The sequence below is a fragment of the Paenibacillus solisilvae genome, from assembly GCF_042656405.1.
Classification (GTDB): Bacteria; Bacillota; Bacilli; order Paenibacillales; family Paenibacillaceae; genus Paenibacillus_Z; species Paenibacillus_Z solisilvae.
On record NZ_JBHSOW010000063.1, the window covers coordinates 104,084 to 125,003 of the forward strand.

Annotated in this window: 23 protein-coding genes and 1 riboswitch; of the genes, 2 read left to right on the plus strand and 21 right to left on the minus strand. The window is 48.9% G+C overall.

Translation table 11 applies throughout. From position 1 onward, the window contains the following. Nucleotides 1–13 precede the first annotated feature (13 nt). The 17 genes from ACFPYJ_RS17395 to ribD form a co-directional block, all read right to left on the minus strand. Nucleotides 14–1,453, minus strand: a complete 1,440-nt coding sequence (locus ACFPYJ_RS17395) for a HAMP domain-containing sensor histidine kinase (RefSeq protein WP_379189435.1) — start codon at nt 1,451–1,453, stop codon at nt 14–16. Continuing rightward, nucleotides 1,454–2,170 (minus strand): response regulator transcription factor, encoded by a 717-nt coding sequence (locus ACFPYJ_RS17400; protein WP_379189436.1) that lies wholly within the window; start codon nt 2,168–2,170, stop codon nt 1,454–1,456. Nucleotides 2,171–2,213: 43 nt separating this feature from the next. After that, on the minus strand, nt 2,214–3,473 hold the full coding sequence (gene ccsA, locus ACFPYJ_RS17405; protein ID WP_379189437.1) for a cytochrome c biogenesis protein CcsA: 1,260 nt from the start codon (nt 3,471–3,473) through the stop codon (nt 2,214–2,216). Continuing rightward, nucleotides 3,470–5,143 (minus strand): cytochrome c biogenesis protein ResB, encoded by a 1,674-nt coding sequence (resB, locus tag ACFPYJ_RS17410; RefSeq protein ID WP_379189438.1) that lies wholly within the window; start codon nt 5,141–5,143, stop codon nt 3,470–3,472. The genes ccsA and resB overlap by 4 nt, the downstream gene beginning before the upstream one ends. Nucleotides 5,144–5,162: 19 nt before the next feature. Then, nucleotides 5,163–5,690: a redoxin domain-containing protein gene (locus ACFPYJ_RS17415; RefSeq protein ID WP_379189439.1), complete on the minus strand. Its 528-nt coding sequence runs from the start codon at nt 5,688–5,690 to the stop codon at nt 5,163–5,165. A gap of 89 nt (nt 5,691–5,779) precedes the next feature. After that, nucleotides 5,780–6,520: a pseudouridine synthase gene (locus ACFPYJ_RS17420; RefSeq protein WP_379189440.1), complete on the minus strand. Its 741-nt coding sequence runs from the start codon at nt 6,518–6,520 to the stop codon at nt 5,780–5,782. Nucleotides 6,521–6,676: 156 nt separating this feature from the next. Next, entirely contained in the window at nt 6,677–7,165 is a 489-nt protein-coding gene (locus tag ACFPYJ_RS17425; protein ID WP_379189515.1) for a spore maturation protein, read from the minus strand. Between the two features lie 37 nt (nt 7,166–7,202). Beyond that, a complete protein-coding gene (locus ACFPYJ_RS17430) occupies nt 7,203–7,883 on the minus strand; it encodes a nucleoside recognition domain-containing protein (RefSeq protein WP_379189441.1) in 681 nt (226 codons plus the stop codon). Further along, nucleotides 7,877–9,085, minus strand: coding sequence for a D-alanyl-D-alanine carboxypeptidase family protein (locus tag ACFPYJ_RS17435; RefSeq protein WP_379189442.1), 1,209 nt, complete (start codon nt 9,083–9,085; stop codon nt 7,877–7,879). Before ACFPYJ_RS17435 ends, ACFPYJ_RS17430 begins: the two co-directional genes overlap by 7 nt. Before the next feature lie 330 nt (nt 9,086–9,415). Beyond that, a complete protein-coding gene (gene ytfJ, locus ACFPYJ_RS17440; protein ID WP_379189443.1) occupies nt 9,416–9,877 on the minus strand; it encodes a GerW family sporulation protein in 462 nt (153 codons plus the stop codon). A gap of 67 nt (nt 9,878–9,944) precedes the next feature. Further along, nucleotides 9,945–10,640, minus strand: coding sequence for a DUF2953 domain-containing protein (locus tag ACFPYJ_RS17445; RefSeq protein ID WP_379189444.1), 696 nt, complete (start codon nt 10,638–10,640; stop codon nt 9,945–9,947). A 110-nt stretch (nt 10,641–10,750) separates the two neighbouring features. Beyond that, nucleotides 10,751–11,383: an SMC-Scp complex subunit ScpB gene (gene scpB, locus ACFPYJ_RS17450; RefSeq protein WP_379189445.1), complete on the minus strand. Its 633-nt coding sequence runs from the start codon at nt 11,381–11,383 to the stop codon at nt 10,751–10,753. Further along, nucleotides 11,352–12,137, minus strand: a complete 786-nt coding sequence (locus ACFPYJ_RS17455) for a segregation and condensation protein A (RefSeq protein ID WP_379189447.1) — start codon at nt 12,135–12,137, stop codon at nt 11,352–11,354. The genes scpB and ACFPYJ_RS17455 overlap by 32 nt, the downstream gene beginning before the upstream one ends. Before the next feature lie 28 nt (nt 12,138–12,165). Beyond that, on the minus strand, nt 12,166–12,636 hold the full coding sequence (gene ribH, locus ACFPYJ_RS17460) for a 6,7-dimethyl-8-ribityllumazine synthase (RefSeq protein ID WP_379189448.1): 471 nt from the start codon (nt 12,634–12,636) through the stop codon (nt 12,166–12,168). A gap of 36 nt (nt 12,637–12,672) precedes the next feature. Further along, nucleotides 12,673–13,938 (minus strand): bifunctional 3,4-dihydroxy-2-butanone-4-phosphate synthase/GTP cyclohydrolase II, encoded by a 1,266-nt coding sequence (locus ACFPYJ_RS17465; protein ID WP_379189449.1) that lies wholly within the window; start codon nt 13,936–13,938, stop codon nt 12,673–12,675. 39 nt (nt 13,939–13,977) lie between these two features. Further along, a complete protein-coding gene (gene ribE, locus ACFPYJ_RS17470) occupies nt 13,978–14,661 on the minus strand; it encodes a riboflavin synthase (protein WP_379189451.1) in 684 nt (227 codons plus the stop codon). A gap of 59 nt (nt 14,662–14,720) precedes the next feature. Further along, a complete protein-coding gene (gene ribD / locus ACFPYJ_RS17475) occupies nt 14,721–15,845 on the minus strand; it encodes a bifunctional diaminohydroxyphosphoribosylaminopyrimidine deaminase/5-amino-6-(5-phosphoribosylamino)uracil reductase RibD (RefSeq protein ID WP_379189516.1) in 1,125 nt (374 codons plus the stop codon). A 154-nt stretch (nt 15,846–15,999) separates the two neighbouring features. Beyond that, a riboswitch (FMN riboswitch) is annotated at nt 16,000–16,206 on the minus strand. Nucleotides 16,207–16,352: 146 nt separating this feature from the next. On the opposite strand from ribD, the gene ACFPYJ_RS17480 reads away from it, so the two are divergent. After that, nucleotides 16,353–16,586 carry a DUF4395 family protein gene (locus ACFPYJ_RS17480; RefSeq protein ID WP_379189452.1) on the plus strand — a complete coding sequence of 78 codons (234 nt, stop codon included), beginning with the start codon at nt 16,353–16,355 and terminating at the stop codon, nt 16,584–16,586. After that, the gene (locus tag ACFPYJ_RS17485; protein ID WP_379189453.1) at nt 16,564–16,770 is read left to right on the plus strand and encodes a DUF4395 family protein; all 207 of its coding nucleotides are present in this window, start codon (nt 16,564–16,566) and stop codon (nt 16,768–16,770) included. The genes ACFPYJ_RS17480 and ACFPYJ_RS17485 overlap by 23 nt, the downstream gene beginning before the upstream one ends. A gap of 62 nt (nt 16,771–16,832) precedes the next feature. Here the strand turns inward: ACFPYJ_RS17485 and ACFPYJ_RS17490 are convergent, their stop codons facing one another. The 4 genes from ACFPYJ_RS17490 to ACFPYJ_RS17505 form a co-directional block, all read right to left on the minus strand. Beyond that, nucleotides 16,833–17,174 (minus strand): hypothetical protein, encoded by a 342-nt coding sequence (locus ACFPYJ_RS17490; protein ID WP_379189454.1) that lies wholly within the window; start codon nt 17,172–17,174, stop codon nt 16,833–16,835. Between the two features lie 175 nt (nt 17,175–17,349). Continuing rightward, complete coding sequence (locus ACFPYJ_RS17495; RefSeq protein ID WP_379189455.1) at nt 17,350–17,781, minus strand: peptidylprolyl isomerase; 432 nt, start codon at nt 17,779–17,781, stop codon at nt 17,350–17,352. Between the two features lie 26 nt (nt 17,782–17,807). Then, nucleotides 17,808–19,139, minus strand: a complete 1,332-nt coding sequence (lysA, locus tag ACFPYJ_RS17500) for a diaminopimelate decarboxylase (RefSeq protein WP_379189456.1) — start codon at nt 19,137–19,139, stop codon at nt 17,808–17,810. 131 nt (nt 19,140–19,270) lie between these two features. Continuing rightward, nucleotides 19,271–20,911, minus strand: a complete 1,641-nt coding sequence (locus ACFPYJ_RS17505) for a spore germination protein (RefSeq protein WP_379189458.1) — start codon at nt 20,909–20,911, stop codon at nt 19,271–19,273. Nucleotides 20,912–20,920: the final 9 nt, after the last annotated feature.

Genomic DNA, 20,920 nt, shown 5'->3' on the forward strand with positions numbered 1-20,920 from the left:
GCTTCGCTATAGGTTACACTGCTTCGACAGGAAACAGCAGTGTGAATGTCGTACCTTTGCCCACAACGCTATCCGCGTGGATATGGCCCCGGTGCGATTCCACGATATTCTTAACGATAGCAAGGCCGAGGCCGGTTCCTCCTGAAGTAGCCCCCCGTGTCCGGGCTTTATCGGCTTTATAGAACCTCTCGAAGATATAAGGCAGATCGTCCTGCGGAATACCATGACCTTCATCCATCACTTTAAGCTCAATAAACCGCTGACGTTCGATTGAGACATGATTAGCCGAAAGCGTGATTTCTGCCCCGCCATCCGTATGTCTAAGCGCATTGTCCAGCAAATTCGTCAGTACCTGCTCCAAACGATCCTCATCCGCCGCTTCGATAATAAGCGGTTCATTTGGAACAACACACTGCAGACGAATGTTTCGTTCCTTCGCGATTACAAGAAACTTCCGGTGAACGCGTCTCATCAGGCTCTCGAGGTCTACCTGCTCCAGCTTCATCTCGATATGGCCTGCTTCCATCCGCGCAAGATCCAGCAGGTCCTTCACCAGCCGTCCCATCCGCAAGGATTCATCATAAATAACCTGGACGAGCTCCTTACGTTCTTCTGGAGAAGCGGCGATATCGTCCAGCAGAGCTTCACTGTACCCCTGCAGCATCGAAAGAGGCGTTCTGATCTCATGTGAGACATTGGCAACGAAGTCCCGGCGCAGCTTCTCAAGCTTCGACTCTTCCGTTACATTCCTCATCACAGCGACCGCACCCCGCACCGACTCATTAGACTTAAGCGGCGCCATCACAACCGACCAAGCTCCGCTTTGAACATGAATCTTATCCGTCAAGTCATGCCCTTCTCTCAACACCTTGCGGTACAGCTCGAACATTGGACCAGGGACTTGACCGCGCATCAGCTTACCGCTGCGATTCGTCTCATCATTCGTCCACTCCAGCTGGTTCCATCGATCTATAAGCTGCTGACCGTGAGGATTAGCAAGAATGACATGCCCATCCGCATTGAATGTAACAACCGCATCCGCCATACTCCGAAGTACGCTGCCCAAATGATCTTTCTCATGATTCAAATCACGAATCAAGGTATCCAGCTCTGCAGCCATATGGTTAAACGTATTTGCCAAGTCTCCGATTTCATCGGAGGACCGAATCGGTACCCGTGTCCGATATTCTCCCTGAGAGATCAAATCCGCCGCCTTTTTCATTTGAAGCAGCGGCTGGGTGATCTTCGTAGACAGGAAAAAAGCGAAGAACGTCGAGAGCAAAAATCCGATAATAGACGTATAAACGAAGAGTACCTTGACGTCATGAGGATCTTTAAATGATGCGATATCAATATACTGGAGAAGAAACATACCCAGTATGAGCAGAACAACCGCTACGAGTCCAATGATCGTGATCCACAGCTTGCCAACTACACTCCGCCATATGACCACTTACTTCGGAACCTCCAGTTTGTATCCGACACCCCATACTGTGGTGATCATGGCCGCCGCCTCCGGAGACACTTTATTCAGCTTCTCACGCAGCCTTTTCACGTGAGTGTCCACGGTCCGCAGGTCCCCGAAGAACTCATAGTTCCAAACGTCCTTAAGCAGTTCTTCGCGAGAGAACACTTTATCGGGCGAAATCGCCAGGTAATGAAGCAGCTCATATTCCTTTGGCGTTAAACTTACCTCTTGTCCTCCAGCCATCACCCGATGTGCGTCATGCTCGATAATCAGATGAGGGAATACGATATTGTTGCTCGTCAGTGCTTCCTTCGACAAGAAAGCTGTAGCCGAGGAACGGCGGAGAATCGCTTTGACCCGATAGATCACTTCACGGGGGCTGAACGGTTTCACCACATAATCATCCGCACCGACTTCAAAGCCTTGAACCCGGTTCATCTCTTCGCCCTTGGCTGTCAGCATAATAACCGGTGTTGCTTTGACTTGGCGCAGGCGAGAGCATACTTCAACCCCGTCTATTCCAGGGAGCATAACGTCCAGCAGAATCAAATCAAAATCGCTCACAGTCGCAAGACGCAGCGCTGACTCTCCGTCCTCAGCTTCCTCAATCAGGTACCCTTCCTTCTCCAGGTACATCTTTAGCAATCTGCGAATTCGTTCTTCATCATCCACAACCAGAATACGATGCAGTTCCTCGGACATGCGAACCAGACTCCTCTCAATCGATCATCATTATGATCAGGGTTTATACGCCGGCGTAAGAATGCAGACCGACTAGAACCAAATTAACACCAATTAATGTAAACAAAACAACGACGAAGCCGATAACAGCGAGCCATGCCGATTTCTTGCCGTGCCAGCCGCGCGACAGACGCAAATGCAGATACGCTGTGTAGTAGAGCCATGTAATAAGCGCCCATACTTCTTTGGGATCCCAGCCCCAGAAGCGTGACCAGGCGATATACGCCCAGATCATCGCGAAAATCAATGCACCGAGCATAAAGATGGGATACCCGATTGCGATCGCCCTGTAACTAATTTCGTCGATATCATCCTCATCGATGCCCTCCATAAACGGATGAATGGCTGCGCCGATCCGTCTGCGAAGAAGCAATCGAATAATTCCATATAGAATCGAACCATTAATAATGGACCATGTAATGGTGTTCAGCTTTCTTGCTGCATTAACGCCGTGCATCCAAGTAGGTGTTTCCATTAACGGTTCTTTCATACCAAGGAAAGAGTCTACGGAGACATCCTGGCTGTTAAATGGCTTAAAGATGGGAGGAAGCGAATAGACGACTGTTTCAGTAGATGAATTCTCAATTCCGTTATCGTCAATTGTAACCGTCTCTTTAGAGAAAGTCGCTTCATAGCCCGCACCGCGGAATGCAAACACCGAGCTGACGAATGCAATGATAATTACGATGACATAAAGTGTGAACTCGACCCAACGTTGTTCACGGCGGGCTTGCTCACTTGTTTGTTTAAAATCCACGGTACGCAGCAAATACATAAGACCTGCCGCAAATCCAACTGCGAAGAAGGCTTCGCCCAGCGCAGCTGTGGTAACATGTATACGAAGCCAGCCTGATTGCAGAGCCGGTATGAGCGGCTGAACTTCCTGCGGGAACACCGCCGCAAATGCAACGATAATTACCGTCAGCGGAAGAGTAAACAATCCCAGCAGCGGTTTGCGGTAGATCGCATGAACCACAAAGAAAGCCAGCATAATCGCCATCGCCAGGAAGGACATGAACTCGTACATGTTGCTTGTCGGGATATGTCCCCCGCCGATCCAGCGGGTGAAGAAGAAGGTCAGATGCGCAGCAAATGCCAGCAGCGAAGTAAAGTAAGCAATCCGCCCCCAGCGCCTAACATGCTCCTCCGGCTTCCTGTTGCTCCATTTCTGCCCGCCTACACAAACAGCATAGAACATAAAACCAAAGCAATAAAGAAAAAATGCGGCTATAAACGCGCCGCTGCTGAAATCAAGCAAACTCACGATTTGTTCCTCCCGTTATCGAGCGACTTTGGATCTACTACAATGCCTACACCGCGCAAAACGGCTGCGACCTCGGCACGCATGCCGTAATTGTTCTTATTCGTGTGTGCGCCAAGCGTCACGCGGCCCTGGTCGACCCGAAGCCAAACCCGTCGGTGCTGCCAGTACGAACCGATCAGAAGACCGAACATTGAGATGCCCGCTCCCACCCATATATAAGGCATCGCACGATCCGCCCTGATATTCAAAGAGGTGACCACACCGGCAAAGGTAACATCGCTCATTGATTTCACTTTTAGATCGAACTTTTTACCGATTTCACCATTAATCACATCTTGGCTGAACCGCTGTTTATCGATTTGCTTCGGAAAATACATATAAGGCATGCCTTCCGCAGGCAGATCAGGCCCTTTAATGAGGAAAACAAAGGCAGGCGCGTTCGGCTCATTGGATTTGGTCGACGGCTGTCCTTCGGCATTTAGAGCAAAGTCCATGTAGGTTTGCTTCAGCACAAGCGAATAAGGACCTAATTTATACTCCAGCTTCGGATTGCGCATCTCGAGATCGAAGGTTCCATACGCTTTACCTGTTTTCTTATCAAACAGTGTCGGTTTAACCGCTTTAAGTTTCGGGGTATCATCAAATCCGAATTGATAAGCTTTGAGCCCTTTATACGAAAGCGGATCATTCACAATGATATTATGACGTTTTACTTCCTCGAGCTTCGGCTCAACGGCCGGATTATCGCAGTCCGCGGTACAGGCATATAAGACTGCCTTCGTCTCATAAAGCTTGGCGCGGGCTGTACCTTGGAGCTCCTTCGGCAGCTCGGCGTCTGTATAGTAATTGATCGTGAACTTCTCATTCTTGATGTAGTAGCTGGTATCCGGAATTTGTACCGTCTCGCCTTCAGGAACCGTTACATAATTATCCATCGACCAGCCCGGAAGTGTACGAAGCAGCACAGCCATCAAGAAGATAATAAGACCGATATGATTAATATAAGGGCCCCATCGGCTGAACCGGTTTTTCTCTGCCAGCAGTGCGGCTCCATCCTGTTTCACGCGAAAATGGCGCTTTTTCAGCTGTTCGGCCAATTTGCCTGTCCATTCTTCCTCGTTACTCTCAATATCTTCTGCAAACACCGTTTTCTGGCGCGTCAGAAATTGAAAGTGTTTCCGTATTTGCTGTTTATTCAGCGCCCGGTAGAGCGGCAGCACGCGGTCGAGACTGCAGATAACCAGCGATGTCCCGATCATAACAAGCAATCCGATAAACCACCAGGACTCGTAAGTATTGGATAAACCAAGCTTATAATACCATTTGCCGATCCAACCATAACGCTCTTCGTAATAGGTGGATGGATCAAACGATACGAATGCATTTTCCTGTGTGAAAATCGTTCCTATCATCGACGCGAGCAGCGTGATGATGATTAGACGCACGGCAACTTTAACAGAAGAGAAAAAGTTCCAAACACGGTCAATGACAGAGGGGTTGCTCTTTTGCGAACGTCTTGCAATACCGTCGTAGCGCATTTCCAGCGGAGCATCCCGATCTGCATTCTCATCATCACCGATATCCAGCGGGTTGCCGCAGCTCTCACAAAGCACGGTGCCTACAGGATTCTGGTGTCCGCATTCACACTTTGTATTTTCAAACTCTAACAAGCCAATAGACCTCCCTCGGTTAGGACTGAAGCAATTTCGTGACGCGCTCGTCAATGTCCTTTTCCGTCATCGGCCCGACGAAAATGTCCATAATCGTTCCATCCGGTTTCACAAAAAAAGTTGTCGGATACGATTTCAATCCATACTGACGCTCCACTTTTCGGTTCTCATCATGCAAAATATCATAGCTTACATCAAACTGCTTAATAAAATTATTCACCGTTAGATTGTCTTCACCCAAATTAATGCCGACAATCTCAAGAGGCTTGTCTCCCTTTTTCTTGTACTGTGCTTCCAGGTCCGGCGTCTCCGTAACGCAGCCTGGGCAGAATGTACCCCAGAAATTAATGACAAGCGCTTTACCTTTGTAATCAGTCAGCCGGTGTGCTTTACCGTCATTGCCTAGTAGCGCAAAATCAGGCGGCTTCGAGCCTTTACTTGGCAGACCGTCATGGGTTCCGAACAAAGCATTCCCTATCGCATAGCCGCCCAGCAGCAGCACGCCGAGAAATATAATGATCTGAATGACTCTGCGGTTCTTATTCACGTGCCTATGTCACCGCCCTTATGCTGTTATAATGATTATAATTATCATTATAACGAAAATTCGACGGCAATTGAGGTTGCCGTCGCTTGTTATTTTTGAATTTTATGTGTCTTGACAGCCGAAGCCAGCAAATCTTTTACCTCTTTAGGCGTTAAATGGCGATACTTCCCTCTGGCTAGCCCGAGTAAGCTCAAATCGCCGAATTTTATTCTGCGCAGCAGAATGACCGGATGGTTAATTGCATCGAACATCCGCCTTACTTGACGATTACGCCCCTCATAAATCGTGATGGAAATCGTCGTTTGATTCTTCTCTTCATCCACATCGTGATATTCGACTTCAGCGGGAGCCGTCATTCCGTCCTCAAGCAGAACGCCGTTTTGCAATCTCTCCAAAGCTGACCCGTGCGGTGTGCCTTTTACCGTCGCCCAGTATGTCTTAGGTACATGATGGCTTGGATGCGTAAGCAGGTTCGCGAATTCGCCGTCATTCGTTAGCAGCAAAAGTCCTTCTGTATCGTAATCAAGCCGGCCGACAGGATAGACGCGTTCTTTGATACCCGGCAAAAAATCGGATACAATCTTGCGACCTTGCGGGTCGCTTGCGCTCGTAATAACACCCTTCGGCTTATTCAGCATGAGATAGAGTTTCGTCTCGCTTTTGATTCGTCTGCCTTTTACCGTAATGATATCAACAGCCGGATCAGCTTTCACTCCGAGTGTCGTTACCGTTTCCTCATTGACCTGCACTTCTCCAGCCAAAATGAGCTCTTCACACTTGCGGCGCGAAGCTACACCCGCTTGCGCCAAAATTTTCTGTAAACGTTCCAATGATTTCACCTCATCCTTCATCATACCCTAAAAGCCCTAATAAAGGAAAGCGGACATCAAATAAGCCCGCTGGCGCGATGAATGTCGGCGGTCACGGGCCTGACATTTCGCACAAACGGACTGCTGGGCGCTGCAAGGTTTTAACTTCATACCAAGTTAACCGAATACAAATAAGCAAATGATGATAGCTGCTGCAAAGCCGACCAAATCTGAAAATAATCCTACCTTAAGCGCATAGCGGCTTCGGCGAATGCCGACTGCGCCAAAATAAACTGTCAATACATATAAGGTGGTATCTGTACTGCCCTGAATGGTGGAGGCGATACGGCCGATCATTGAATCCGGACCGTAGGTCTTAATTAATTCCGTAGTAAATGCAAGCGATCCCGCTCCTGTAAGGGGACGGAGTAAGCCGAGCGGGAGAACCTCGCTTGGGATTCCAAGACGATCAACCAGCGGACTGATAATGGAGACAAGCATATCCATCGCACCTGATGCCCGAAACATGCTGATGGCAACCATCATCCCGACAAGATGCGGAATAATATTGATTGCCGTGCCAAAGCCATCCTTAGCCCCTTCAATAAAGGTTTCGTAAACAGGCACTTTTCGAAAGGCCGCATAAAGCGGGATAAATACGATCATAAGAGGAATCGTCCATGCCGAGACAGCCGTTATCCATTCATACAATAGCCTCACCCTTTCCGGCGCCGGATGAGTCGTTATACAGGGTGCTTGCCGTGCTCGTCCGATCGATAGAGCCTCCTCGGTTTATTGATTTGGGAGGTTTGGCCCGCCCTCTATACCACCGGTCTGCAGCGATTGCAGCTGCTGTAGCGACCAGGGTCGCTGCAAGGGTTGTACCGACGATTTCCGCGGGATGCGCCGAGCTGTAGGTCATCCTGATTGCAATAAGCGTTGTGGGAACTAACGTTATGCTTGATGTATTCAGCGCAAGCAGCGTACACATGGCATCGGAAGCCGTTTCTTTGTCTTCATTCAGCTTCTGGAGCTCCTGCATCGCTTTAATGCCCATTGGAGTCGCCGCATTCCCAAGTCCAAGAATGTTTGCGCTCATATTGCTCATTATGTAGCCCAGTGCGGGATGCCCTTTGGGCACACTGGGGAATAGAAACCGAACAACAGGCTGCAGCAGAACTGCGATTTTGCGCAGCAGCCCTGCATCCTCACCAATCCGCATAAGACCCAGCCAAAAGACCATGACGCTTATGAGTCCGAAGCTCACGGATACGCCGCTCTTCGCCCCTTCAAAGGCTGCTTCGGTTAAGGCTTCCATCCTGCCGTTTACGATCGCGGCGACAAAACTGACCGCAATGAAAAATAGCCATATGATATTTACCATCCTGCTGCCTCCTTCCCGCCGAACAACGTTGATAAGGTAAGCTTGTATGCATGGAGGAATGACTCCTTCCAGGGCTTCGCATCAGCTGTTTCGGCAGTATCCCGCTGCATTGCAGAAGCAGGATGCTCCGGCAGCCGAATCCGTGCGCTCTGCGGCTCATATACCGGTGTTGATCCGATTTTCGCTTCACCTAAAAACCAATCCAGATGGCCGCGTTCACCTAGTGAATAAGCAGCCGTACGCGCGTCAAGCAGCGTCAGCTTCGAGTGCAGCTCCTCCTTCTCCCCTTCGGCAAAAGGGTACAACAGGGTGCGTCCGACCGCCAGCGGGTAACCATTAATCGGCTGCCCTTTATGCGTCACCTCGCTTAAAGGATAGTTGCTGAATCCCCAATTGAGCAGCTTCTGGTGATCAAGCCAGTCATCGCCGTCGTTTAACGTCACAACCGCCAGCTGCTGACCATTCCTCGTTGCCGAGCTGACCAGGCAGCGCAGCGCTTGCTTGGTGTAACCGGTCTTGACGCCATCCGCGCCTTCATACATCGTGAGCATCCGGTTTTTATTTTTCCAGGAGTAATCCCATTCATCATTTGGGTTCGGAGCGGTCTTCACTTTCGTTTTTACTATGGCTTTGAAGGTAGGGTTCTTAAGTGCGTAAGCGGTAAGCTTGGCCAAATCATTGGCAGACGAATAATGACCTTCGGCATCAAGACCATGCGGATTCATAAACTGCGTATTGGTGAGCCCCAGCATCTGGGCCTTGTCGTTCATCATATGAACGAACCCTTCTTCCGAGCCTCCGACATGCTCTGAAATAGCTGTTGCTGCATCATTGCCTGAACGAAGCATTAGACCGTACAGCATGTTTTGAAGACTCATTTCTTCGCCCTTCTTCAAATATATGGACGAACCTTCCCTGCCTGCAGCGCGAACGCTTGTCTTGACCATATCGGATAGCTTCCCGTGCTCGATGGCCACTATCGCAGTCATGATTTTCGTTAAACTTGCTATTTTCATGGGTTTGTCCCCATTGGAGCTATAGAGAAGCCTGCCGGATTCAACATCAATTAATGCCACTCCTCTGGCATGGGTATAAACAGGACTTGGAGCTGCACTCACCATGATCGGCGGGATTCCCAGCAAGATGCAGCCCGCAACAACCAGAACTCCCAACTGACGGATGGATAAACATACGCGCCTCATTCGTGACCTCCTAAAAGTTATTGCGAGAGTAAAACCTAATGAAACAGTTTGTGGTTCATTGGGCAATAACTCGCTTCGTAATATAATATTAGTTATTGCGGGCTTAACTTATTAATCAAACAGCCACTGCTGTAGTTTTGCTTTAGATGGAATAAGTCATACACCCTCCTGTACAAGTTATAGGTCTTGTACCAGTATATGAACGGATGATGGGGATATGTCCGATTCCAACCACCTGCCTGATACAAAAAGAAACTGCCCCAAAGGACAGTTTCTTTGCTACATTTACGGCTATACCGTATGGGCTTATATAAATGCCTCATTCCATCCTTATACGTAAGGGCTCTCCGGTGCATCAATTAAAACAGAATCAAGACTTGTTTGATCATCACGCTTGAACATACCTTGGATTTTGTCAAACACATGGGGCGCTGACTCGATAACGCGCTCCATCAGATGAGTCTGATTATCCAATGGCACTATTCGAACACCATGCGTTCCGACAACCAGAAATGCGATTGGCGTAATGGAAACACCGCCACCGCTACCGCCTCCGAAAGGTGTCGAAACCACCGCATGTTGAGCATCGCCTGTCTTAGCGCTGTCGGAGCTGGCATCGAACCGGATATCACTGCCGCCGGCTACAAACCCGAAACCGACTTTAGAAATAGGCATGATCACGCTGCCGTCCGGGGTTTGAACCGGATCGCCGACAATCGTGTTGACGTCAACCATTTCTTTAATGTTCTCCATGGCGGTTTGCATTAAACCTTGAATGGGATGGTCTACCATCGTATTAACCTCCTTCATATCGAGACTTCATTTATTATGTTGTCCTCGTATTGTGGAGCTTATGTAATTATCCGCGAAGCAAAATTCGCTGCCAGCCAACAATACCCCTTGGAATCCCTTTGACTTTTCTCATTTGGAAAAGCAAGAGAATTCCGGCATAGATCGCATAGCCAAATCTGATTTTCGCGGTGAAATTTCCTTCCGTAGAAAAATGGGCTTTTTCATACACCGGCTCTACTGCCAGCTTCGGATCCGCCATTAGCCGGATAAGCTGGGATATCACGCCAATTGAAGTTGTTTTCACCGACCACACCATTCCGGTAATCATAGCCGTCCACATGGCATCGCCTGTTCCAACCTTCGTTTTCCACCGCCACTCAGTCAATTGAACATGGCCCAAGGTAATGCGGACCCATCCAAGCAAATTATCGGTATGCTTCAGCATCATTTTCGCCCGGTCAATGGATTTCATAATGGTTTTTGCATTCACATGATTGTTGGAGGTGTCCTGCTGAGATCCGCCCATATTCTCTGCAGTCATTTCCCGCTTGAACTCCATGCCCATTCCCTTTAACTTTACGATAGGCAGCTTCCAATGATAATTAACAATTCCAAGCAGTGCGCGAATACGGAGATCCGCATCGTCATCATCGCCAATGCGTTTGACATGGCCCCTGATAACAACCGGAGACATCGCCACAATTATTAGAAGTAATAAAAAGAGACCTGCCGCGATCAACCATCCGTACGGGTATCCAAGCATGGATGTCTCTCCCCCGTTTCCCTAAATTTGGCCCGGATTTAGTATGACCTTACGATCAGATCTCATTCATTTATTGTTATAAAGACAGATGAATTATAGCTGTTGCTTATTTAACTTTCATTACTTTCATCGCTCTCTTTTGGCGGATCCTGAACCTCTTCAATCGTCATTTGGCGACCTTCCAGTTTCTCAAAGAGAAGCTGTGTCTGTTCATCGAGTGAATCCTCAACTTCCGCACCAGGCTTCGGCAGTGCTTCAATTCCGGCTAATCCGAAGTAATCGAGGAACGATCTGGTTGTTCCATATAGGATCGGACGTCCAATGGCTTCTGCCCGGCCGACTTCTTCAATTAAGTCCTTGGCAACAAGAGAATGCAGAGGGCGCTCACACTTTACACCGCGAATTTCTTCGATTTCGATACGCGTAATCGGTTGACGATACGCAACAATCGATAAGGTTTCGAGTGCAGCTTGCGATAAGCTCGAACGAGTAGGGGAATAGGCCATCCTCTCAAAATATGGCGCATGCGCAGGGTTGGTCGTTAACCTGTAAGCACCAGCAACCAGCGAGATCTGAATTCCCCGTTTCTTCTGTTTCAAATCCTTCATTAAGTCATTCGTCAGATCGACAGCGACTGCAGCATCCAATTCTAAAATGTCGGACAGCTGCTTCTTCGTCAGACCTTCATCTCCTGCCATGAAGAGCAGGCCTTCAATAATCGATTTCAGCTTCGAATATTCCACCTTGTACCGCTTCTCCTCTCCATTGAATGACGATGTCGTCAAATAATTGATGCTGATGACATTTGATATGCTTCATCTTCATTAGCTCAAGCAGAGCAAGAAACGTCACAACAACTTCATGCCGACTCATGTCATCACGGATGAGCTTGGAGAAACGGACCGTTTCATATTCACGCAGTACTTCTATCACATCACGAATTCGATCCTTAACCGATATTTCGTCACGATGAATGGTCGCCACTATATTCCTTCTTGATGCTTTGCGAAGCGCTTTTTGGAACGCCTTAATGAGGTCATTCACATGAAGCCCCTTAACGGGATTTTCCTGAACGACCTTCATGAAGGGCGTAAGATCCTCGGGCTCCTTCGTATACACAAGGCTTCTCTCAAACTCCTGCTCCCGAAGCTGTTCCGCAATTTGCTTGAACTTACGGTACTCAATCAGCTTCGCAATAAGTTCATCCTGCGGGTCTAAACCGTCCTCCGGCCATTCCTCATAATCATCGCTCTCAATGATAGGTGGCTTTGGAAGCAGCTGCTTGCTCTTGATAGCCAGCAAAGTGGCAGCCATGACGAGGAATTCGCTCGTAACCTCAAGCTCTAGCTCCTGCATCGCATCCAGATAGTCCATATATTGATCCGTTATTTCACTTATGGACACTTCATGAATATCGATTTCCGCCTTATCAATCAGGTGAAGGAGAAGATCAAGCGGCCCTTCGAACGATTCCAGTTTATAGGTAACTATCGTCATGGTGCCCTCCTCAACGTTTTTGCGATACTTAGTTTTTAAAGGCTCTTGTCAGATTCGCCATCTCGATAGCTGTTGCCGCAGCTTCCCAGCCTTTATTGCCGGCTTTCGTTCCAGCACGCTCAATGGCTTGTTCAATGGTATCCACCGTCAGAACTCCGAAAACTGTAGGCACGCCTGTTTTGAGCGCGACAGCGGAAACGCCTTTAGCAGCTTCGTTGCACACATAGTCAAAATGCGGCGTTGATCCGCGTATTACCGCGCCGAGTGTAATAACTGCATCATACTTGCCGCTCTCAGCCATCTTCTGTGCGATCAGCGGAATTTCAAAAGCGCCAGGAACCCAAGCAATCTCAACTTCATGATCCTCTGCCCCATGACGCTTAAATGCATCAAGTGCGCCTCCAAGAAGCTTACTCGAAATAAACTCGTTAAACCGCCCTACTACGACCCCATATCGCAATCCTTGTGAAATTAAATTTCCTTCGTAAACATGTGGCATTCTGTCGTCATCCTTTCATTTATCCATCTGATTAGTTTAGATTGTATAATCGGTTTCTTTTATATCGTCAAACCGGAGCATATGTCCAAGCTTTAACTTTTTGGTACGCAGGTAGGCGTTATTATCCTCGTTAGAGTCCATCTGAATAGAGACACGCTCTACAACCTCAATGCCATAGCCCTCAAGGCCGCGAATTTTACGAGGGTTATTCGTTAGCAGACGCATTTTCCGAACGCCGAGGTCCTTCAGAATTTGAGCTCCGATCCCGTAATCGCGCAAATCAGGTGCAAAACCCAATTTAATATTCGCGTCGACCGTGTCGAATCCCTGCTCCTGCAGCTTATAAGCCTTTAATTTGTTAATTAAACCGATTCCCCGGCCTTCTTGGCGCATATAGAGCAGAATACCGCCGCCCGCTTCATCGATCTGCCTAAGCGCCGCTTCCAGCTGAGGCCCGCAATCACAGCGGTGAGAATGGAAGACATCCCCGGTCAAGCATTCGGAATGGACACGGACAAGGATAGGCTGATCGGAGTCAATCTCCCCTTTAACAAGGGCAACATGCTCCTTATTATCCACCTCATTGGTATAAGCAACCGCATGGAAGACGCCAAAATCAGTCGGCATATTCACTTCGACCACACGCTCAACTAGCTTCTCTTTCTCATTGCGGTAATGGATCATTTCTTGAATAGAAATGAGCTTCAAGTCATGCTTAACCTTGAATTCGATGAGGTCCCCGAGTCTTGCCATAGAACCGTCTTCGTTAATGATTTCACAAATAACTGCTCCAGGCGATGCTCCGCACATACGAGCCAAATCAATTGCCGCTTCGGTGTGTCCTGCGCGCCGCAGGACGCCGCCCTTCTTGGCAATCAGCGGGAATACATGTCCAGGACGACGGAAATCCGATGCTTTGGTCGTCGGATCAATGAGCGCTTTAATCGTTTGCGAACGCTCATGGGCGGAAATACCGGTTGTCGTCGAAATATAGTCGACGGACACGGTAAAGGCTGTCCCGTGATAATCTGTATTGTGCGTGACCATCGGCGGAAGATCAAGCTCCTCCGCACGTTCCTGCGAAATGGGTGTACATACAAGACCTCTAGCTTCCGAAATCATGAAATTAATGACTTCAGGTGTCGCTTTATCGGCGAGCGCGATAAGATCCCCTTCATTCTCACGGTCCTCATCATCAACGACTATGACCGGTTTCCCTAGGATCAGATCATAGATCGCGTCCTCAATGCTGTCAAACGTTACTTTCTGCTCGTCTGACAAGGTTTCATTATGCTCTTTCATGCGATCCTTCCTCCCCTGAATTTCCATTTTCCTGAACCATTAGAAAAAACCGTTCTCCGCCAGAAAAGCAGCCGTTAAGCCTCCCGCTTCCTTCGAATTCTTCCCGGCCGGACCAGCCCCGGATGCATCACCCTTGAAGTGAAGCAAATGATCCACGTATTTACCAAGAACGTCACATTCGATGTTAATGACGCTTCCTGATTGCTTGAGCTGCAGCGCTGTCTCACGAAGCGTATGCGGAATGATAGAGACGCTGAAGGTTTGTTTGTCCGCTTCAATTACCGTTAAACTGATACCATCCAAGGTAACAGAGCCCTGTGGGATAACGTATCTCATAAGGGCGGGATCATGGGGACTGATTGTGAATACAACTGCATTCGCATCGGAAACTCTAGATAGGATAGCGCCTGTTCCATCTACATGTCCTTGTACGATATGTCCTCCAAACCGGCCGCCAGCTTTCATCGCCCGTTCCAGATTGACGCGCTCGCCGGGACGGATATCTTTAAGGTTGGTATGCCGGTAAGTCTGCGGCATAACATCAACCGTGAAGGCAGATCCGCTGAGCTCGGTTACGGTTAAACAAACGCCATTCACCGAAATACTGTCACCGATTTCCGCATCGGACAATACCTTGGATGCCTCGATGGAAAGCATCATTGCTTCCCCTTGCTTATAGGAGCGTTTGAGCGCTCCGATTTCTTCGATTAGTCCTGTAAACAACGCTTTCCTCCTCCCTTGAACGTGTGACGCTAACCGCCTTGCACGAGCATCGGTCAGCTCTAAGTGGCTCCGTTCACACGGTCACCATATTCGGGATAGCCGATGAGACAAACATCCGGGCCGACTTTCTGAACTTGAATATCCTTAATCTTTATCGCCTCGGACATCCGGTCGAACCCTTCAAACTCGAATGCGCTGGGCGATGCAGCGCCACCGATCAACTTCGGGGCAATAAAGAGGACGATCTTATCGATTAAACCCTGCTCGAGCATGGAGCCATTGAGCTTGCCCCCGCCCTCCAGCAAAATCGAACCGATTCCGCGTTCACCCAGCAATTGCATCCCTACCGATAAGTCAACTTTCTCCCCGCTGCCGCATCTAACGACCTGAGCGCCTGCAGCTACTAAAGCTGCACACTTGGACGGATCCGCATGTTCTGTCGTTAGAATGAGGACAGGCGAGATCTTATCCTGCAGAAGCTTGGCATGAAGCGGCATTCGGAGCTTAGAATCGACGATTATCCGAATCGGATGAGCTGCCGGGACTTGAAGCCGGGTCGTAAGCTCTGGATCATCTGCCAGCAGAGTCTGTACCCCAACCATAATCGCCATATGCTGATGTCTGAGCGTATGAGTCAGCTCACGAGACTCGGGTCCGCTGACATAACGGCTATCGCCGGTCTTGGCTGCAAGCTTTCCGTCCATAGTCATGGCTGATTTTACAGTTACGTAGGGAAGTCCTGATGTAATGAACTTATTGAAAGCTTCGTTCATCTTCTGTGACTCGGAACCGAGCAGTCCAACCTCAACTGTAATTCCAGCTTCTCTTAACTTGGCTATCCCGCGTCCCGCGACAAGCGGATTCGGATCCGTGCTGGCTACAACAACACGGGCAGCCTTGGCAGCAATAATGCGATCACAGCAAGGCGGCGTTCGACCATGATGGCTGCATGGCTCAAGCGTGACATATACCGTCGCACCCTCCGCAGCAGGACCGGCCATCGCAAGAGCATGCACTTCAGCGTGGCCTTCGCCTCTTTTCAGGTGAGCGCCCAGACCGACAATGCGACCTTCATTAACTACAACACAGCCAACAACAGGATTTATATCGGTTTGACCTTTTGCCTTAGCCGCCATATCGAGGGCTAACCGCATGTATGTTTCATCGTTCAACACGTCGAGCAACACAAAAAATCACCCCTAGGCTTTATGCCAACGGGGTGATGGAATCGAATCATTCGTGAAAGGGACGAGTTTGAAGACACATTTAAACAAGCCTCGTATCTTTGTGAAAAAAAGAACAAAGAAAATCAAGGAATGAAAAAATGAAATCCGCAACTGTCTCCTTCTCCCATCCAGACTATACTGTCGGTCCCGGATTTACACCAGGTCCACCGCCCTGCAAGAACCGCATCTGTTGAAGATAACGGGAGCAGACCGGGTCACGGACTGACAAAGCATTAGCGTACACCATTATAAATCAAACCGTGCAGCTGCCGCTCTGATCACCGCCGGTTGGGAATTTCACCCGACCCCGAAGGAAAGTCGCAAATACTTTGAGCAAATGTTACCACTTCAACATGAGAATTGCAACCTGTTTTCATTTTATACATAAGACTACTCAAGTTGCAAGTTTTGTTTTATACTATTCTTACCGGTTAAGTCGGAAAATTGTGAAACGGGGTGTTCGAATTGAAAGAAGTCCCGATAATTTATGTAAAAGCCAATCAGCTCGGTATCGTCACATTTGTACTATTGTCGCTGCTGCTGCAGCAGCCTGTTCTGCTCGCGGTGCTTTGGGCTGTTCAAGTATTAGGTCTTGCATCGCAAGGAAAAGGTAATTTGTTCGTTGCTATTGCCAAAAAAACTGGTAAAACCTTCAACCGGCTCTCAGACGCAAGCGTTGGAGCTCCAGCGGTTCAATAATATATTGGCCGTCATATTCCTCACCCTGTCACTCGGCGCCTTTGCGCTAAGCTGGAGCGTCGCAGGCAGCGTGTTTGCGCTTATGCTCTTGGCAGCATCCGGCGCGGCTCTCCTTGGGTATTGTGTTGGATGCACGATTTACTTTCAATATAAGCAATTTGCTGCACGTAGGCGCATCGGCTAATCCACAAGATAGACAACAGAAGCAGCCTCAAAACGAGCCTGCTTCTGATTCCTTCCCCGTTACTATTGATAACCAGGCAGATCCGTGTTCTGACCGGTTAACTTCGGTAAAATGCTCATAGAGTCAATATGACTTCTCGTCTGCGGCGTTCCGATGCGATAGACGTAGGCGTAAAGGTCAATCAAATCATCCCCGTACGCGCCTTCTGCTGCGTCACGCTCAGCTGATTTATATGGAACCATGGCTCGCCCTGACGTCTTGTCCAAATCTTGTTCTACCCGGTCGAGCTTACGCCTTAGGATCTGAAGCTCTTCTTCTGTCGCTTCTACGGTTAGCTGCTCCGCTCTAGACGGATTGGACTCAATCGTCCGCGATGATATTGACACATAATAGGTTTGTGGCATTAGAAGTCACTCCTTCTTATTGGCTTGTTCAAGCTACCACTCATTACACGGTCTTTTTTGCCCTGAAACAATTACAGCCGTCCGCCGATCACAACAAAACAAATAACCCGCAGCCGGGTTCGTCAGGCTGCGGGTTATTTCCTGCTATCATAAATGATCGAGATCACAGAAATGCTTAGACTTCTACGATTTCAACTTTCTCCATTTTGTCACGGCCTTGGAAGGCATCTACATGCTCCATGCCTTTCACGACTTTGCCAAACACAGTGTGCCCGCCATCAAGATGCGGCTGCGGCTGGAAGCATATGTAGAACTGGCTTCCACCTGTGTTACGGCCTGCATGCGCCATAGCAAGCGTTCCGCGCTCATGCTTGTTCGGGTTGATTTCGCAGTTGATCGTGTAGCCTGGACCGCCGCTGCCAGTCCCAGTCGGGCATCCGCCTTGTGCGACAAAACCAGGGATTACACGATGGAAAACAAGGCCGTTGTAAAAGCCTTCGTTAGCTAATTTCTCAAAGTTTGCTACAGTGTTCGGTGCGTCTTGATCGAATAGATCAAGAACGACTTCTGCCCCATTGGACATCGTGATCTTTGCTTGCTTTGCCATTTGTATTATTCGCTCCTTAACGCTTGTTATTTTGCAGCTGATGTTTGCTTCAAACGAGCTGGGATTACATCATTGCCAACGATATCGTCCAGAGACTCCCGTTTAACAGCCAGGTCCGCAGCACCGTCTTTAACAAACACAACTGCCGGACGGCGAATCCGGTTATAATTACTAGCCATAGCATAATTGTAAGCGCCCGTACAGAAAACAGCAAGTAAATCACCTGAGTTCACTTTAGGAAGCTCCAAATCCCAGATGAGCATATCTCCGCTTTCACAGCATTTGCCTGCTACGGATACTGTTTCAGAAACCGGCTCATTGATACGGTTAGCAAGCACGGCTTCATATTTGGACTCGTAAAGAGCCGGACGCGGGTTATCTGTCATCCCGCCGTCAACCGCAATATATTTGCGGACGCCTGGAATGTCTTTGCTTGTCCCTACCGTGTACAGCGTTGTTCCAGCATCGCCAACCATACTGCGGCCAGGCTCAACCCAAATTTCAGGCAGCGGGTAGCTGGCATTCGTGAAGTTAGTAATGATCGAATCTGTTATGGCCTTCACATACGCTGCAATTGGGAGCGGCGTATCGCCTTCAACGTAACGAATACCGATACCGCCGCCAAGGTTGATGACGCGGAACGTAATATTCAGCTCTTCACGTACTTTCACAGCAAATCCAGCCACTTTATCAACAGCCATTGCGAATCCTTCAACTTCAAAGATTTGCGAACCGATATGAGAATGTACGCCTAGAAGATCCAAGTTGGACTGTGAAGCTGCCTCTTGGATGGCGCGGTAAGCCGTACCGTTGCCAAGGTCGAACCCGAATTTGGAATCGGTTTGGCCTGTCGAAATATACTCATGCGTATGCGCTTCAACACCCGGTGTAATACGAAGCAGCACGTTAACCTTCTTGCCTTTGTCAGCAGCGAGGGCATTCAGCAAATGCAGCTCGTTGAAGTTATCAACGACGAAACAGCCGATGTTGGCATCAAGCGCCATATTGATTTCATCCGGTGTTTTATTGTTGCCGTGGAAATGAATCCGCTGTGCCGGAAAGCCAGCTTTCAGTGCCGTATACAGCTCTCCATCGGAAACAACATCGAGGGAAAGATCCTCTTGCTCAGCAATCGAGCACATAGCCATAACGCTGAACGCTTTGCTCGCATAAGCGACTTGGAATTTCAAGCCGGATGCGCGGAACGATTCCACGTATTCACGTGCGCGCTGGCGAACAAGCGCCTCATCCACGATATAAAGCGGCGTTCCGAATTCTTGCGCCAGGTCCGCAACATCGCAGCCCCCGATTTCTAAATGTCCTTGTCCATTCACTTTAGCAGTTCCATGTAAATACATATTATTTCCCCTCCGCTAATCCGATTAATCCACTTCTGCTGTTTGCATCAATTAACATCAGTATACCGTATTCTCCAGCCTGCAGAAATGGATTAATTCGCATTTGATTTGCATTTTTTGCAAAAGGGCGGTCACTCCTTGTCATTGCTGGGCATCTTATCGAGCTGCTGCGGCTTAAGGATATTGGGGCGAGCGCGGTTTTGCAATACAGGCGGACGAATGAGAAGATTACACAGACCGCGAAGGTCAAATGGAATCAGCGGCCACATATAGGGACGGTTAAAGGACCGGGAAACGACCAGCATAATAAACAGCACAGTGATGCCGATCATGAATCCTTCCACCTTAAAGGAGGCAACGGCAATAATAAGGATCAGCCTGACAATGCGGTTTGCCAGCCCCAGTTCATAGCTTGGAGTAGCAAACATCCCGATGGCGGCAACCGCCATATATAATACAACCTCATTGACGAACAGCCCCGTCTTAACCGCAATATCGCCAATCAATATCGCTGATATCAGCGACATCGCCGTAGCCAGGGGAGCCGGTGTATGAATAGCTGCCAACCGCAGCATATCCACTCCGAGCTCCGCCAATAGAAATTGGGAGACCATTGGCAAACGTCCCGGTTTCTGGGCGCCGATGAAATCCAGTGCGGGCGGTTTGAGCTCCGGCTTCAGCGTAAACAGAAACCAAAGCGGCAGCAGAAATAACGATGCAAATATGCCAAAGAACCTCACCCATCTCAAATAGGTGCCGATGAATGGCGTCTGGCGGTTCTCTTCGGCATGCTGGATCAGATCAAAGAAGGTCGTCGGCAGAATCATAACGCTTGGTGTCGTATCCACGAACAGCGCTACATGCCCTTCCAGCAGATGAACAGCGACTGTATCCGGCCGTTCTGAATACCTTACAAGCGGAAATGGATTCCAGCCATGCTTCACAGTCGCTTCTTCCAGCTGTTTATCCGCAAGAGGAAGTCCGTCAAGCTTCACCTTCTGTATCTTATCGCGAATCGATTCCAGCAGTTCTTTATCGACAATATCATCAATATAAGCTACACAAACGTCGGTCTGCGTCCGCTGGCCGACCCGCATAATTTCATAACGAAGCTGCTTGTCCCGCAGCCGGCGGCGAACGAGTGTAACATTCACAAGCATCGTTTCGACGAACCCATCCCGCGAACCGCGGACAACTTTCTCAAGTGACGGCTCCTCCGGATTACGGCCGGGAAAATTTTTGGCATCAATCAGCAGCAGCGTGCTTTCCCCATCCAGATATAATGCCGTTCCTCCGGAAAGTACATTAGTCATCATCTTGTTCCAATCCGATTCCATCGACACTTGGATGGCAGGGACGTAGAGATCCAGAAAAGAGTGAATGGCATGCGAGGACACATCCCCCGGCTCCAAATACGTAAGACGCTTCAGAATCTCAGTAAGAATCGTATCCTTTGCGAATCCATTAAGAAAGAATAAAGCGGTCCGTTTATCGCCGAAGGTCATTTCTCTTACGACGACATCAAAGCTTTTCTTAAAGCCGATCTCTTCCTCCAGCTTTTGCGTAAATTGATCGATCTCTTCAGGGATCGGAACCGGCTTTGGCTGGTCATCGGATATCTCGTTTTTCTTACGATGACTTATGATCGGCGACTTCAAGGCCTCCTCAGACCCAAACGGAGCGGCTTCACCTGGTTCATTCCAATAAACATGTATGGGCTTTGGGATTTCGCTTTCCAATCCATCTTTGCTATCGTGTTCATGATCTGTCACTAGAAACCC